This window comes from Coleofasciculus sp. B1-GNL1-01, from assembly GCF_040220235.1.
Classification (GTDB): domain Bacteria; phylum Cyanobacteriota; class Cyanobacteriia; order Cyanobacteriales; family Coleofasciculaceae; genus Coleofasciculus.
Genome location: NZ_JAVJTO010000154.1, coordinates 1 through 15,578, shown reverse-complemented (window position 1 = coordinate 15,578; position 15,578 = coordinate 1). Strand labels below are relative to the sequence as shown.

Here is a 15,578-nt window from a genome sequence, read left to right as displayed (position 1 = left end):
TGTCAGCCTGACTATATATTTTTTATTCATCAAAGAACTCTAGGAGAACTTAGGTTGAGAACGCTCACTCTCAATTAGGATACACAGACAAGGTCAACTCGTCAAAGCTGACTGGACAGCCCACTAGCGTCAGAACCATTGACCCCCTGTTGCCAAATGGAATAATCCCAAAAGGCAGAAGGGGAAGCGGATTCTCGTACTCCCCTCTTCCAACCCCCCCTAAATCCCCGCATGACCTAACGCTAACCCTGCAACCAGCATCCCCAGAACCAAAAACGGTTGAGCGCTGGCTTGATATTTCACATCATTTTCCAGGGGCGATCGCAGGAAGTACATATCCTGAAATGTAATCTGAGGAATAATTAACAGCAACAGGATTGCCGCATAGAGATTTTGATGAATGCTAATCAAATACCCCGCAATCCCAGCTTGAAAAATATCAATCATCAGCACACAAATCCAAGCCGCCGTACCCACACCAAACATCACAGGAATAGACTTCAGCCCCAATTGGCGATCGCCTTCCACACTCTTAAAGTCATTAACCACGGCAATCCCTAAACCTGCCATACTATAAATCAGGGTAAGAATCACAATCGTCCAATTCAGCTCCCCAAATAAAGCATGACCCGCCCACCAAGGAAGGGCAATATAACTCGCACCGAGGGCATAGTTTCCCAGCCAACCATTCTTTTTCAACTTCAATGGCGGCGCTGAGTAAATATAAGCAAGAAACGCCCCAAAAAGCGTTAAACAGGTTAACGTGGGAAACTCATGACCCACCCATTGATCTAACCCATACGCCACACCGATACCCGCTAGCAGCAGCACAACAATCTGAGTCACCACTTGAGGCACCGAAATTGCCCCAGAGGGAATCGGGCGGTAGGGTTCATTAATCGCATCCAGTTCGCGATCATAGAAGTCATTCAGGGTTTGAGTATACCCCGCCATCAACGGACCCGACAGCAACATACAAGTTACCGCTCTCAGAATATCTTCTGACGTCCAGGTATATCCACCACCCGACGCTGCGCCACACACCACCCCCCAGATTAGGGGAATCCAGGTAATCGGTTTCATTAACTGGAGACGAATCTTCCAGATAGATTTTTCACCCGGAGCGGCACCTTTCATGCCTAAAAGTTGGCGAGTTTTACCCGTTTTATCGGTTTGTTCTGTTGATGGAGAATTAGACATTTTAGTATTGAGTTTTGAGTGTTGAATTTTAATTTTGTAGGGGCGGGTTTAGGGATTTCCTTATGGGTATTGATGGTAAGGTTTGTACAAAACCCGCCCTAACCGATACGTAGGGGCAGGTTTAACTATTTTCGTTTGAAATGGTGCGTTACTCCTTTGAATTGGTGCGTTACGCTTCGCTAACGCACCCTACGCACCCTACGCACCCTACCCGCCCCGACGAATGACGAATGACATAAGACGAATGACATAAGACAATCAGAACGAAATAATTAAACGCTGATCTTGGAACTTCGCCCCTTTCACAGCTTGACCACTCAATTGGGGTGGAAGCCAAATATTACGCCGCTGATCGCCCGCTTCAATCGTCACCTCTGGACCATATTGGGTAAGTTTCACCTGCTTTTTGTCGAAGCCCGGTAAAAACAAACTAACTTGACGATTCGCCACATCTATGCTAATAGCCTTGGGCGCTTGCATCGCTTGTTTAAAATCAGGCAAAGCATCCATCAACGGTTGCCAGTCAGCCACCTGAGATAACTGAGGCAAAGCGCTAACCGTTAACGGGGCAAATTCAGCCGCTAACGTATCCGTTGCGGGAATTTGGTTCAACAGAACCCCCCCCACCGTCAGATTCACCTGCTGGGCGCTTCCCCAGAAATATTTAGCCGTCGCTAAAGCCGCCGTATCTCCCGTGGTCACCAAATACGCCGCCACCCGATTCGGATCAGCCACAGCCGTTTTACCCTGTTCCAGCATTTGGTTAGTTTGCTGAGTCGGTTTATTGGCAAAATCGTCGGGTGTCCAGGTCACATTGAGAATAGCGCTGGTAACAGGTTGGATAAATGGGGAAATCGCCTTACCCAGATCCGACTCCGTAAAGATTTGGCGAAAGCGGCGAAAATACCAACTGAGAATTTCTGGCATCCCCAGCATCCTCAAAGTGGCTTGATCGCCGCTGCCATCGTAGATAATCACATCATACTCACCACTGGCGTCATATTCGCGAATCGCATTCAGGGCTAAAGCACTATCCATCCCCGGTAAAATGCCCAATTCTTGACCATAGACATTTTTCAGCGTTGGCGATCGCAAATACTCCGCCTCTAGCTTTTTCACCTCGTCCCAACTCTGTTCCAGGAGGAGAGTAGACTGAAGCTGAACCGCTTTCAGATTCGGTTCCACCTCCGTCGGATCAGCCCTGGGGACGGTTCCCAATAAAAGTCCGAACGCTGGGGTGGGATCTTGCCCGACTAAAAGGACACGCTGACCAAGATTTGCGAACTTTTTAGCCGCCGCGATCGCGATTGTGGTGCGACCGGTGCCGCCTTTGCCTAAAAAGGTGAGAATAAAAGCCATGATTTTGTTGGACGCTGCTGGGGAAGTCGTCACTAACTGACGGGTTTGAGTTCATCTTCAAAAAACCAGGTTGCCGTGCTGTCGTCAAATTCGACGATCGCACCGACACCGCTGCCATCTGTCATTTTAAAGTCTTTGACGATGCCAACTTTCCCTAGTTTATTCACGATATCGCCCGACACCCGGTCTCTGAGACGACAAACTTGAACTTTTTGACCAATCTCCATTATTGCTGCTAGTACTTTTAATAGGATGAACCATTCCAAAGTGTACCGGAATCTGGGAAGTTTTGACCCGATTACAACCTTCGAGGACATAGTTTTGAACATGTAGGGGCGGGTTTTACGACTAACGCTGCGGTTCCAACCACTAACTTAACTAAACCCGCCCCGACCAAGGTTTGCTTCCCCTGCTCCCAGACGCGCCATGGCGCGTCTCTACATGCTCCCCCGGCTCTGTTCATCTCCCACTTGCCATCCGCTCCTGGGCTTCTATCAAAGCGCGTCGGACTTGCTTAAACCCTGTCCCTCCGTAACTATTACGGGCAGAAACCACCTGAGTTGGTGCGATCGCGTCGTAAATATCCTCCTCAAAGGCAGGATGGATTTCTTTCCACTCTTGCACCGTTAAGTCTTTCAGCAGTTTACCCGCCCCTAAACAAGTTCTCACCACTTTACCCACCAAGTTATAAGCTTCTCGGAAGGGAACCCCTTTACTTGCCAAATAATCCGCCACATCGGTAGCGTTGGAGAAATCTTCCGCCACGGCTGAGGCGAGACGTTGAGGACAAAACTCTAACCCCTCCCGTAACAGAATTGTCATGGCTTCCAGACACCCTTTGACGGTTTTCACGCTGTCAAATAGCGCCTCTTTATCCTCCTGCAAATCCTTGTTATACGCCAACGGCAATCCCTTCATCAGTACCAACATGGCTTGCAGATGCCCAAACACCCGCCCCGTTTTGCCCCGTACCAATTCCGGCACATCCGGGTTCTTCTTTTGCGGCATAATACTCGAACCCGTCGAGCAATTGTCCTTGAGGGTAACAAAGCCAAACTCCTGAGACGCCCAGAGAATAATTTCTTCTGACAATCGGCTCAAGTGAACCATAATCAGACTCGCCGCCGTCAAAAACTCAATGGCAAAGTCGCGATCGCTCACCCCATCTAAACTATTACGATAAACATCACCAAAGTCCAGCAGAGAGGCGCTGTAGTGCCGATCAATTGGGAATGTCGTCCCCGCTAGCGCCCCACATCCCAAAGGAGAAATATTCACCCGCTGGTAAATTTCCCCCAATCGTAACCAATCCCGTTGCACCATTTCCCAATACGCCAACAAATGATGGGCTAAACTCAACGGCTGGGCGCGTTGGAGATGGGTGTAGCCAGGGATTAAGGTTTCGACATGGGATTCAGCCAGAGTCAGCAAAACCCCTTGCATCTCTCGTAACTGAGAACGAATTTGAGTAATTTGATCCCGCAAATAGAGTCGGGTATCAGTCCCCACTTGGTCATTTCGCGATCGCGCCGTGTGTAGTTTTTTCCCCACATCGCCCACAAGTTCCGTGAGGCGTCGTTCCACGGCAAAATGAACATCCTCAGCGTCAATACCGGGATTAAATTTTCCCTGGCGATATTCTGAACGAATTTGTTCTAACCCGTTCACCAGTTGTTCTGCTTCAGCGGCTGAAATAATGCCAGTATGGGCAAGCATCTTCGCATGAGCCACCGAACCCGTCAGATCATACTCAATCAGTTCGATATCGAACCCAATACTGGCATTGAACTGTGCGATCGCCGGATGCAGTGCCGATTCAAATCGCTGACTCCACGTTGTTTGTTCCGTCACAATACCGATTCCCTAGTACAAAAAGGCAGAAGGCTCCAAGGCGGCAAGGTTTATAGGAGTTGCTTGTTCGCCTCTTGTGAACAGGTGGGTTATTCCCGCGCCTGCTGCATTAATCCTGTGTTTTTTATCGTTTATCCTCTTCACCAATGACGAAGGACAAATGACAAATTACCCAAACGAACTCATCCCCCGAAAAATATAACCGATAACTAAACCAATCAAAAATGCCCAGACTTGACCCGATTCAATGAAATTATTAAACGCCTGTTGAATTTGACCCAAAATATCTGGATCTTCAAATTGCTGGGCTAACACCAGTCCATCGGTTAGCCATGGACTCACCAAGTCAATCAGGGGATGAAGACCCGTGACAACAGACGTTAGAGCTTGCACTTCCACAACAGCCATGGTGATGATTGCCTTTAAATAGGTTACTCGGAAGATTTTACCTGCAACACGACCAAGGTCATATCATCTCCGTTACGGTTTTTTCCACCCATAAACTCTCCCACCCGCTCAAACAGGTAATCTAGGATGGGTTTGGAGCCTTGGCGATGTTCACACGCCCACTTAAAGGCTTCAATCAGATTTTCCTCATCAAAGCGATCGCCGTGTTGATTGGCGACATCGGTAAATCCATCAGTGTAATAGATGATCGTGTCTCCTACATCAAGCTGGATTTGAGCATCTTCATACTCAGAATCTGCCTCTAAGCCAATCAGCATCCCATCTGTATCCAGACGCTGGATAGAATGAGTAGACGCCTGCCATAAGAAGGGGGGATTATGGGCAGCATTGCTATAGGACAAAATTCGGCTTTGGGGATCGTACTCTGAATAAAACAGGGTGACAAATCGATTGGAATTTTCTAAGTCAGCATACATTACCCGATTCAAATGTTCCAGGATACGGGCAGGGGTATGACGGTTGAGGACTTCTGCCCGCAGCATACCCCGCGTCATTGTCATAATCAAGCCGGCTGGCACGCCTTTGCCCATAACATCGCCAATAACCACGCTCCAGGGTACGGAGGCTTTGTGGTTATCAATCGTTTGACTATCACAAGGCTGTATAGAACGAAGCTGATCATAGTTGGTGGGAATAAAATCATAATAATCCCCACCGACTCGATTTGCCGTCTGACACCGAGCCGCCAGTTCAATTCCTTGAATCGAGGGACATTGACGGGGGAGGAGGCGTAATTGGATTTCCGCGCCAATTTCCAACTCTCGATCTAAGCGTTCTTTTTTACGAAGTTCTACAGTCAGTTCATCATTCGCGATCGCGACGGCGGTTTGATCGGCAACTAACCGGACTAACTTCTGTCGGGTTGGCGTCCAGTTATAGTTTAGGTCATCGGTAAACACATACAAACGCCCTCGTTCGACGTTTTTAATTAAAATCGGTGTGCCAAATAACTGAATATCTGTGTCTAAATAGCGATTGACCTGATCGTCAAACGATGACCAAATGGCGTCCAACTGTTCTGGACTCATTACCGATTTTCCATCCTCATTGCCTTGAGCCGCGATCGTCTGAGTTGCCCGTTCAAGCGCTGGACGCAAGGTTTGACACTCTTGATTATCTTGGCAATGCATCTGTTCTAGCCGGAGTTGACCATTTGGTTTTAACAAAACCAATGCGCCTCCCTCCGTATCGGTTACCCGTGCTGACATCAAGGGAATTAATTCTAAAAATTGATTCAAATTGTTGAAGCTGCGTAGGGCAAATCCCAGTGAGCTTAACAAATCTTGGATTTTATGTTGTTCTCGGTGTAGGCAAGCCACAAGTTCTTTCAGGGCGGAAACGGGTGTTCTGTCAGAAGCCGCGATATAGGGTGTGCCATTCGCTGAATTAGGGGGTTGGCTGGGGAAGGGGCGTGCTGTCATCACATCAGGGTTTGGGAGCATCACTTTTTACTCAAGATATAGTCCAATCGGAGGTAGTCTCTACACTTATGGTCTTCAAGTAGCTATTGAAACACTTTTGACCATCCATGCTTCCATAAGTAAGTTGGAAACGTCCGGACAGCCTTCTTGCAGGCATGAATAGGACAATATAAAAAGCGTGGGAAAATCCCGATGACATCCTATCTTAACGCTGTTGGTCTTTGGCGCTGTACTGAAGTCTGTTCCGGTTATTGTATAAGTATTTGACTGATTTTAGGTGTCAATCATAACGCCAATTGAGTATTCTGCCAACGTCCATCTGGGGGATTGGTTAAACGCTGTCTCTTTTTAATCGCCCATCAAGCCTCCAAAATCACGATTAGCTCTTCAGGAATCCGCCATTTTTTCTATCGATTGGCAAATATAGCACTACGCACACACGTTAGGACAAAATCAAGAAAAATTAAAATCGCTCAATCCCTTTTCAGGTAAGCTTTTGTCTTCACTATTGCCTATTGCCTATTGCCTATTGCCTAGCGCGTAGCGCTATAAAAGGTACATTTACCCTTTTCTTCGACCAGGATAATAGAGCAACCGCTGATATCGGACAAAACCCATAAGAATTTAGTAGAGACGTTCCGCCGGAACGTCTCTACCACAGTTTGCTTGTCCTAAGTTATGTGTCTACTGCTATAGCAGAAGGCAGAAGGTTTATTACAGCTAGGTGGCATTTGAGCTATTCCATCTGTCCTAACCTTCATGGTGACTGCTATATATTGAATCCGTGTACTGCCCAAGCGGATAAAGAGAAAGCTCTTTTAGCTTAATTACTCAACACTTCTACATCATGACGGAAAGCAATTAAAGCATGACTATTCTCCATTTCGGCTAAGCTTTGGAAGATCTCGTCAGAGACTTCTGCGGAGACAACGCTTTTCATCTCAATATTGGTGTTATACCCAACAATATCTCCCATGCGCCTGCCATGACCCCCTTCACCGAGGACATCGTTTACGGTAAATCCCGTTACCCCTTTGCTTTTGAGCAGTTTGATTAAACGCTCTTTGAGTACAGATTCACTGATAATCGTGATTAAGACAGCGGGTTTGACGGGAATGGCTTCAGTAGACATAAGAAACTCCTAACAATGTTTGTTTAGGGAAAGATGACAGGCAAAGAATAACTCAATTCCTGTACCAATTCGAGATTTTCCGGAAAAGTTCACCGTCTCAGACTTCTGTTTGGCAATCGGGCAGTCGTTTTAATCCACTCCCGCAGTCGCTGTCGCAGCTCATCGATATTCGGCGTTTGTTTACCATAACGCCAGCGTACATAAGCTTGAGAAATGTCATCAATCACGGTGGCTGATTCAGAGGATTGCTGCTGACGCATGACCCTAGCATATTCTAGCGGCGTCTGGGCGGGGTGCTTAATATATCCTCTAGCTTTCAAAACCTTTAACATTTGCTGGTAAAGCCGTTCCATGGGTGGTAATTTCCCTAACCAGCGACGGTAACGCCAGGTTTGCCACTGTACCCAGCCTAACCAACCCACGAACCCCAGCGCGATCGCGAAAATTAATCCGCCAAACAATCCCATCCAACTACTGGAGAAGATCACCCACAGTCGCACAATCAGCCGCAGCAGCGAACCCACAACTAGATTCCACAATTCGCCGATAAAATTGCTGACGGGTGAAGGGAGCCATCCAGCCACCCACTGCCAAAACTGACGCAGAACGCTAAAGGTTGCTGTATCTTCCACACTTTGGGGGACTAATTCGTGTCCAGGAATGGGGTCAAAGGCAAACCAGCCATAGTTGGGGAAATATACCTCCGTCATGGCGTAAGCATCGGTATTTTTGACCACATATAAGCCCGTGAATGGATTAAATTGACCCGTACCAAATCCTACGACTAACCGCGCCGGAATCCCAATCGAGCGTAGCATGATGGTTAAGGCAGTGGAAAAGTGATCGGGATACCCGCCTTCATAGTTAAACAGAAACGCTTCAACTAAATCCTCGTCTTCTTGTAAATAGGGAAGTCCAAAGGGATTATCGGGAATTCGATACCGTTGTTTCAGGGCTTGAGCCAGATATAGGGCTTTTTCGTAGGCAGAGGTGAGGGGGTTGGAGGAGGTGGCTAAGAGTTGTTCGGTTTTTTCACGCACCTTATCCGCGATGTCTGGCGGAACATCAAGATAGTACTTCTGGATATTGTCGGGATAAGTTTCCGGGGCTTGTTGGAGTTGAGTGCGATCGCGCACGGGTACTTCCGATACTACCGTATAGGTCAATCCTTCCAGTAACGCTAGGGGCGATCGCAAACTACCTTCTGTATCAATGCCGACTTCCTTGGTGGGAAAATAAAGACTTTTCGGATAACTCAGGGCGGGAATAATATTCGGCAGTTCCGACACGGCGGTATAACTTTGAATCACCCTTTTTGTCCGACCCAAATTAAAGCTAGTCGGATAGAGTGCAAATCGATAAGACCAAGGCGGACGAGTCACATCCAGCACCTGATCTTCGCGAGACAATTCCCATCCTTGACCTGTATACTGGTCAAACCCCTGCACGCGCCAAAATCCAGGGGCTTGGGAACGCACCCGCAAGACGACTTTTGGCTTTAAAGCACCTCGGAGATTCTGGTTAATCTGAGTACCAAAGCCATAGTAAAACGTTTCATCCATTTCACCCGCACCCCGACTGGGAGAGGTTCCCTCACCACCAGAACCTTCCCCTTCACCCTCACTCACGTATCCGGGATTATTCACGTTTCCAGTATCCCCATCTAGATCATCCCAATCCAATGGCGCACTCACGGGAAAGGTTTGCAGTTGATAACCGGGAAATCGAGGCATTAGAGCAAAAATCCCTAACCCCAGGGCGATAACTACTAACAAAAAAATACTTAACCGTCGTAGTGACAGCGGCGAAGAACGTTTAGCTTTTTTCCTAGACGTTTTCCGTTTTGGTGATAAACCGATGCGGGATTGGTAATCGAGGATGAGTGTGGGTAACGCAATCGCTAAAAATATCAACAGTAGCGGGGCAAACGCTAAGGTTTGGCTCAGGGTTCCTGCTACCCCCAACAAAATCAGCCCGATTACCATCGAATAGCCTAAATCCTTGCGCCGGGGCAAGTCAAAGCTGTGGAGAACTTGGACTTGAATCAATAATTCTGCGAGAACGAGGCGGGTATCATTGAGGCTGGCTAATAAATTATTAAAGAATACCCCCATAGCGATTAGCATCCCAATCGCCAAAAAGAACTTAACCGCAATGTTGCGATGGCGGCGACGATACCAACTCCAGGTTGCTCCCACGATAGAGAGGGGTACAGCCCAGACACTCATCTGAGTTTCAGCAGCAATATCGGTGGCGATAATTCCCACAATCACTAGCCCCTGGACTAGGACTCGTAATCCTATCGAGTCTTCGGTTTGAGGCAGTGGCATTGTGCCAAGACGCTGCCACACCTGATTTAGACCAGGTAGACGCCGGATTCGCTGCATCCCTGAAGGGTTCGACATAACAATTGACTCTCTTGTGTGCGAGATGGCTGTTAGCTTAAATTCACGGGTTCAATCTATTGTATCTAAGTCCACAGTCGGGAGTGAGAGAAGCTCCCAAGTCTAACAGCTAGCACTTAATCCTTACCCCTTACATTGTTGGGTAAATCGCAAAAACCAAGGGGTTTTGGTCTGAGTCTTGGAACCGAATTTCCAGGGGATAGGTTTGATTCGGCGGCAAATCAAAGGCTTCAACACTCACATAGCCGGGATAGGTGCGCTCTGATACGGCTGATCCTTCAGATGTACGCAAGGTCAAACTGCCACTTTCGGGTAGATTGCTGATCACCCGCAGGGTGGGAACACCTTCTTGGATCTGGTACTCTGCCTGGACGGTGATAACGCCGACAGCGGTTTGCCATTGGCGTTCAACCGGAGGCTGGTTGGGTGAAAGGGATACCGTCAACGTGCTAATAATTTCTTTAGCCGCTAACAATGCCAGAATCATTTGTTGCTCTGGAGTTGCTTCGTCATAGGGTGGAGATGGAAGTTCCTTGAGCAACAGTTGCAGTTGTTCAGGGTCACGACCCGATCCCGAAGACAACAGTACCATTTGCGCTTGATTATTCAGCAACTGGAATTGGGCAGGGAATAAGTTTTCCACAGCCTTGACCATTTTTCGCCCCAATTGATAGGGAGAATAGACTGACTCCGAACAAGCGTTAAATAGAGTGACTAAAACGTTTTCCGGGATGGGGACAGGTAGCGGTAGGTTCAAGAGTTGGGGTGTCCATACCTGAACCGATGGAACCCCAGTCGAGGCTATGCTGTCTGAGATATCAGGTTCGTATTCATGAATATTCGTCTCCCAGGGGAATAAGGGGGGATGACGCTCAATTTCTACTTGCAGTTTGCGCTTAATTAGCGCCTCAAAACGATTTTGCACGATCGGCATATCTCCCAAGTTGTAGGGGCGGGTTGTACCGCCCGGTTCAATGTCCTCACGAGTAGGAATGTCTTCTGAACCCACTCGCGTGTGGTCATTAGCGGTGTCGCCAGTTATAGTGGGTGCAATGTTCACGTCTTCAACATCCAGTGGATCTAACTCATCAAATTGAAAATTTGCTGCTTCTAGCTCATCGATAGGGTCTAACCCGTCGGGTTGCCCATGGACTGATGGTGTAGCAGCAGGAACGGACTCTTGTAGCAGCCAAGCCATTAAGCGGCTGTATAGGGTGTCCGAGTTATTGTTTATGTCACTATTCATCTTCAGATGCACCTGATCCGGATACTGAACGATTGCGAATATCCCAGGCAATTTCCAGCAATTTAAACCATCGCTTGTCAACCTGAGTCACTGTACAACTTAGGGCTTGGGCTATTTCTTGGGTGGAATGACCCTGCTGCTTGTGGTGCAGCAATTCCCGCTGTTGGGGATCAATTTTGTTCTGAAATAGCTGCCACTGGTGGGGGGTTAACCCCAGATTTTTCTCTAAATCGGCTTCTAGCCATTGATGAACAAGTTCCCAACGGTGAGAAAGGGCAAACCGAATTAAATGATACTTAAATCGTTGCTGTAAGTAATCCCTCTGACGGGGGGTTAATCCTAATATCTCCTCAATTTCGCTCGTCGGCAAGTCTTGTAGACGCAGGGTGAAGTAGTCGGCACAATCGTGTTGTTGCCGTTCTTCGAGATAGGCGAACAATTCCTCAACAACTTTATCCCGCAGGTTGGCTTCCAGGGGTTCGGGTTCAGACGCCACCATCACCTCTCGCACCTGCTGAATCGCGGCATCGTTCCAGGTATTTTCTGAATCGGGAGTCCCCCCTTCGGCTGCGGTATCCATGTCTACCGAGGTTTCTGGGGGTTGCTGTTGAGAAAAGGTTTGCGCCCGCAAGATCAGCAGTTGCTGGGATCGCCGCCCGGGTAACGGAATACGGCGCTTGGCATACCGTTCGGTAAACGCCATGTACTCCGACAACTCCAACAGCGATCGCGGACGATAATTCTCGTCAATGGATGTCTCACGCCGAAACGCATTTAAGGATTCCACATAAAATCCCTGTAAGAAATCCTCAATCAGGGTAACGCGGGCTTGATAGCTCGCGGGGGTTTGAGATGGGGTAATGTAACGGTAAACGATCGCACTCAATGTACTCTGAAGGTCGATTCGTCCCCGATGAGATCCAAGGCGGTAATACTTTAAGACTTGTTTGAGGCGATGGTTGGCTAGGGTCTTTGCCCAGCTTTCAACATCTCCAGACGTCTTAATTCGATGGCTTTCATTACAAATTCGAGTGACTTCATTTGCTAAACGCGCTGCTACATCCCGGCAGTTCTGCTCGGATGCAGTCGTAGACTGCCGGAGTTCGTTAAATAGCAGTTGAAAAATAGCCTCCACGCCCTGGCAGACTTCCCTCATGATGTTCATTCTTTCACAAAGACCCTAACACACATATCAACAACCGTTTTAATCTGGGTTTAGACTCATACATAGCAGTAAGAGGTACTCGAAAAGAGGATCGCTCGATGGATTTAACCCAACAAATTCAAGCTCTGATTGACAATGCCCCGGCTGACGGGACGACGCCGAAAATAGTTGAGGCGATTGCCCCTGTCCTAACCACGCTTGCCAGTCAGTTACACCACTCGGACTATCATATTCTCCAAACCCTAGATCAAGGTTGGGTGGTAACGACCCTGAGTAATCGTGCCCAGCCTGAGGTCGAAAAAAATGTTGTCTATGCTTTTCCTACACTCAAAGACGCGGCTGATTTTCAATCCAATTGGGACCCTCAAATCATCGCGATGCCCGTGCCAGTCACTCACATTTTGTTCCAGATGTTAGCCCTTAACACGGTAAATAGCACCGTTTTCTTTGATACACCTGGTAATTTAACAGCCGGAACCGAGGTGCGTCGAGAGGATCTTCAACGCTTGGTTCAAACTCAGCTCCAGCATACTCAATCAGCACCTCGGTCATATCCTAGCAACCTCCCCCCAGATATCGCTTAAGATATCGCTTAATTTAAATTAACCTACAGCCGCTAAAATTCTAGGGACTTGAGGGGAGGGCGATCGACAAACCGCCAATTCGGTGCTAGAGGTTTCTCTAACCTTAACCTTTTGGTCAGCTTTGGCGCTGTTAGTTCTCCTGAAAACCCTGGCTTTCCTATTGTAAGCGGTTATAGTCGTTATCCAGTGTCAACGCCTGTAATTTATATCACAGAGGATAACCATGTCTGAATGTCCTGTTTGTCAAACCCAATATATCCCAGGTAATGTGCATCGTTGCTCTGTCTGTGGGTGGGATTTGACCCCCTATCCACCTGCCTTGGCGCAGTCTGTACCCTCAGAATTTTGGCAGCAGCAGTCCGTTCAATTAGATTGGGCGAGACAGATGTGGGCGAAATGGTCATTTTCCCAAGGAGTTTGGCAAACCCTTTCTCCCCTAAAAGAACACTTAGACCAGATTCAACAGCAGCTTCAGCAGGCACAACAGGAACGGCAGGATTTACGGGAGCAACTCCAACAACTGCTGCCGCAACTGGATCAGCCCTTACCCACACTAAACACCGAAAGTCACCAAGAGTCAACACCATTACCTCCTCTGGAAGTCGCCGTTTTAAATTATGAATTAATTGAACATCAATTCACGCTCAATGATTTTTCTGACTCGGTATTATCGGTTGCCATTAGTCCAGACGGCGAAACCTTAGTGAGCGGCGGTTACGATAATATGATTAAACTGTGGAATCTCCAAACTAGGGAGATAATTCACACCCTTGCCGGACATACCGACTCCGTTGTTTCTGTTGCCATTAGTCCGGATGGTAAAACCTTAGTCAGTGGCAGTGCTGATAATACTCTGAAAATGTGGAACTTAAACACTGGCACAGAAATAATGACGGCTGATGAACATTTGGATTCCGTGTTATCGGTAGCGATTAGCCCCAATCGTAAAACCGTAGCCAGTGCCAGTTCTGACGGTACGATTAAGCTGTGGGATTTGATCACCGGCTATGAGATCCGTACCTTATTTGGTCATACAGACGCCGTATTGTCAGTGGCGATTAGTCCAGATGGACAGAATCTAGTCAGTGGCAGTTCTGATGATACGATTAAAGTTTGGAATCTCAAAACCGGGAAAGAAATCCGCACCTTAACTGGGCATAGAAATTCAGTTTTGTCGGTGGCAATTAATCCCGATGGACAAACAGTCGTGAGTGGGGGATATGACGATACGATTAAAGTTTGGAATCTGAAGACCGGGGAAGAAATCCACACCATTACAGGTCATGAAGATTCCGTCTTATCGGTTGCTGTCAGTCCAGCGGGACAAATGTTAGTTAGTGGCAGTTCTGATAATACCGTTAAGGTTTGGCATCTGAAAACAGGCGAAGAAATCCACACTTTAAGGGGTCATTCTAGCTCGGTTATTTCCGTGGCGTTGAGCCGAGATGGTAAAACAATCGCCAGTTGCAGTTCTGATAAAACGATCAAGGTTTGGCACGTTTTGAGCTGATGTCTTATGTCATTTGTCTTATGTCTTATGTCATTGGTAAGGGGCTAACTTTACCTAACGTAATATCGTTCAGTTTATTCTCACCATGACTGAAGAAGCGTTTTAGTCCATTTTAATGGACTTAAGCTATTAGCCCGGAGTTTGAACTCCGGGCGGATGTCGGGATTGACTGAAAAATCTAAAATTCTCTACAAAATTGATTTAGAAAATCTTATAATTGTCAGAATACTCTAACAACTATCTTATTATAACAAGCTGACTTGTATCACTGTTCAATAAGACTTGAATCACATTTAAAGTTGAACGATATCACAGACGTTTCTGTCTAGCATCACGGTATTCCTTGACCAGATTATTTATACTAGGTAATGTCGAGTTCTGACTTGTCCTATGCAAGTCCCCGTTAGACTTTTACCCGGCGCGATCACCGATTTATTTGCCCAAGTTAGTATGTGTCAACTACCGCACACCAACCCCTAGGGGTATGGTGTGGGCTTGAAAAAGCCTGTTGACCAGACGGTTAGTTTATATAGCTAGCAGCCGTTAAGACTAAGAGTTAACGTTCGTACCAAGGGATGCGTGCCAGTTCCTTGCTCTACAACTGGGTGATTAAACAGGTCATTCGGAAAAGCCAGTGTTACTCAGAAAGTACCGGGTCTTAACACCGTCGAGGCAAACTTTACCAGTAATGAGAGTCTCAAAGTAATGCGAGTTTTCGTACTAGATAAAACCTTGAAATCTCTTGATCCCTGCCACCCTGCAAGGGCAAGAGAACTACTGAACAAAGGGAGGGCTAAAGTATTTAAACGCTATCCATTTACTATTGTTTTACCGGATAGAGTTATTGAAGATTCAGTTACTCATTTTCACCGAATTAAAATCGACCCTGGTAGCAAAACTACTGGGATTTCGGTTGTCCAAGAGGAGACAGGGCGAGTTACAAACGCCTTGGAAATCTCTCACCGAGGGCAGCAAATTAAAGACGCTCTTGATTCACGCAGGGCATTGCGAAGAGGAAGACGTAATCGTAAAACCCGTTACCGCCAACCTCGTTTCTTGAACAGAACCCGTAAAGAGGGATGGTTGCCACCATCTCTTGAAAGTCGCATTGCCAACATTGAAACTTGGGTGAGGCGAATCAGGAAACTTTGCCCAATTACCGCTATCTCTCAAGAGCTAGTCAGGTTCGATTTGCAGCATAAGCAAAACCCTGAGATTAGCGGGATAGAGTACCAAA

Annotated in this window: 13 protein-coding genes; 3 read left to right on the top strand and 10 right to left on the bottom strand. The window is 47.3% G+C overall.

Translation table 11 applies throughout. The annotated features are described in order from the left end of the window. Positions 1-219: 219 nt before the first annotated feature. The 10 genes from chlG to hetZ all read right to left on the bottom strand — a co-directional run bounded on the left by chlG (position 220) and on the right by hetZ (position 12,238). Positions 220-1,200 (bottom strand): chlorophyll synthase ChlG, encoded by a 981-nt coding sequence (gene chlG / locus RID53_RS33685; protein ID WP_446392238.1) that lies wholly within the window; start codon positions 1,198-1,200, stop codon positions 220-222. 258 nt (positions 1,201-1,458) lie between these two features. Then, positions 1,459-2,559 carry a Get3/ArsA fold putative tail anchor-mediating ATPase NosAFP gene (locus RID53_RS33680; RefSeq protein WP_446392237.1) on the bottom strand — a complete coding sequence of 367 codons (1,101 nt, stop codon included), beginning with the start codon at positions 2,557-2,559 and terminating at the stop codon, positions 1,459-1,461. A gap of 32 nt (positions 2,560-2,591) precedes the next feature. Next, positions 2,592-2,786: a cytochrome b6f subunit PetP gene (gene petP, locus RID53_RS33675; protein ID WP_006103502.1), complete on the bottom strand. Its 195-nt coding sequence runs from the start codon at positions 2,784-2,786 to the stop codon at positions 2,592-2,594. Between the two features lie 232 nt (positions 2,787-3,018). Next, on the bottom strand, positions 3,019-4,410 hold the full coding sequence (gene argH, locus RID53_RS33670) for an argininosuccinate lyase (RefSeq protein WP_446392236.1): 1,392 nt from the start codon (positions 4,408-4,410) through the stop codon (positions 3,019-3,021). Between the two features lie 168 nt (positions 4,411-4,578). Beyond that, positions 4,579-4,818 carry a hypothetical protein gene (locus tag RID53_RS33665; RefSeq protein WP_446392235.1) on the bottom strand — a complete coding sequence of 80 codons (240 nt, stop codon included), beginning with the start codon at positions 4,816-4,818 and terminating at the stop codon, positions 4,579-4,581. 23 nt (positions 4,819-4,841) lie between these two features. Further along, a complete protein-coding gene (locus tag RID53_RS33660) occupies positions 4,842-6,299 on the bottom strand; it encodes a GAF domain-containing SpoIIE family protein phosphatase (protein ID WP_446392239.1) in 1,458 nt (485 codons plus the stop codon). A gap of 823 nt (positions 6,300-7,122) precedes the next feature. After that, entirely contained in the window at positions 7,123-7,431 is a 309-nt protein-coding gene (locus RID53_RS33655; protein ID WP_446392234.1) for a P-II family nitrogen regulator, read from the bottom strand. Between the two features lie 89 nt (positions 7,432-7,520). Then, entirely contained in the window at positions 7,521-9,836 is a 2,316-nt protein-coding gene (locus tag RID53_RS33650; RefSeq protein ID WP_446392233.1) for a transglutaminase TgpA family protein, read from the bottom strand. 130 nt (positions 9,837-9,966) lie between these two features. After that, complete coding sequence (locus tag RID53_RS33645; RefSeq protein ID WP_446392232.1) at positions 9,967-11,082, bottom strand: hypothetical protein; 1,116 nt, start codon at positions 11,080-11,082, stop codon at positions 9,967-9,969. After that, positions 11,075-12,238 (bottom strand): heterocyst differentiation protein HetZ, encoded by a 1,164-nt coding sequence (gene hetZ / locus RID53_RS33640; protein WP_446375982.1) that lies wholly within the window; start codon positions 12,236-12,238, stop codon positions 11,075-11,077. Before hetZ ends, RID53_RS33645 begins: the two co-directional genes overlap by 8 nt. Positions 12,239-12,345: 107 nt before the next feature. On the opposite strand from hetZ, the gene RID53_RS33635 reads away from it, so the two are divergent. The 3 genes from RID53_RS33635 to iscB all read left to right on the top strand — a co-directional run. Beyond that, positions 12,346-12,831 (top strand): hypothetical protein, encoded by a 486-nt coding sequence (locus RID53_RS33635; protein ID WP_446392231.1) that lies wholly within the window; start codon positions 12,346-12,348, stop codon positions 12,829-12,831. Positions 12,832-13,054: 223 nt separating this feature from the next. Further along, positions 13,055-14,341 (top strand): WD40 repeat domain-containing protein, encoded by a 1,287-nt coding sequence (locus RID53_RS33630; protein ID WP_446392230.1) that lies wholly within the window; start codon positions 13,055-13,057, stop codon positions 14,339-14,341. A 705-nt stretch (positions 14,342-15,046) separates the two neighbouring features. Beyond that, a partial coding sequence (gene iscB, locus RID53_RS33625) for an RNA-guided endonuclease IscB (RefSeq protein ID WP_446392229.1) occupies positions 15,047-15,578 on the top strand: 532 nt, incomplete at its 3' end.

Coding starts and splice junctions, on each gene's coding strand:
- RID53_RS33680 (WP_446392237.1), bottom strand. CDS start 2,559: ATGGCTTTTATTCTCACCTTTTTAGGCAAAGGCGGCACCGGTCGCACC.
- RID53_RS33635 (WP_446392231.1), top strand. CDS start 12,346: ATGGATTTAACCCAACAAATTCAAGCTCTGATTGACAATGCCCCGGCT.
- hetZ (WP_446375982.1), bottom strand. CDS start 12,238: ATGAGGGAAGTCTGCCAGGGCGTGGAGGCTATTTTTCAACTGCTATTT.
- RID53_RS33645 (WP_446392232.1), bottom strand. CDS start 11,082: ATGAATAGTGACATAAACAATAACTCGGACACCCTATACAGCCGCTTA.
- RID53_RS33665 (WP_446392235.1), bottom strand. CDS start 4,818: ATGGCTGTTGTGGAAGTGCAAGCTCTAACGTCTGTTGTCACGGGTCTT.
- RID53_RS33650 (WP_446392233.1), bottom strand. CDS start 9,836: ATGTCGAACCCTTCAGGGATGCAGCGAATCCGGCGTCTACCTGGTCTA.
- RID53_RS33660 (WP_446392239.1), bottom strand. CDS start 6,299: ATGACAGCACGCCCCTTCCCCAGCCAACCCCCTAATTCAGCGAATGGC.
- petP (WP_006103502.1), bottom strand. CDS start 2,786: ATGGAGATTGGTCAAAAAGTTCAAGTTTGTCGTCTCAGAGACCGGGTG.
- RID53_RS33655 (WP_446392234.1), bottom strand. CDS start 7,431: ATGTCTACTGAAGCCATTCCCGTCAAACCCGCTGTCTTAATCACGATT.
- RID53_RS33630 (WP_446392230.1), top strand. CDS start 13,055: ATGTCTGAATGTCCTGTTTGTCAAACCCAATATATCCCAGGTAATGTG.
- chlG (WP_446392238.1), bottom strand. CDS start 1,200: ATGTCTAATTCTCCATCAACAGAACAAACCGATAAAACGGGTAAAACT.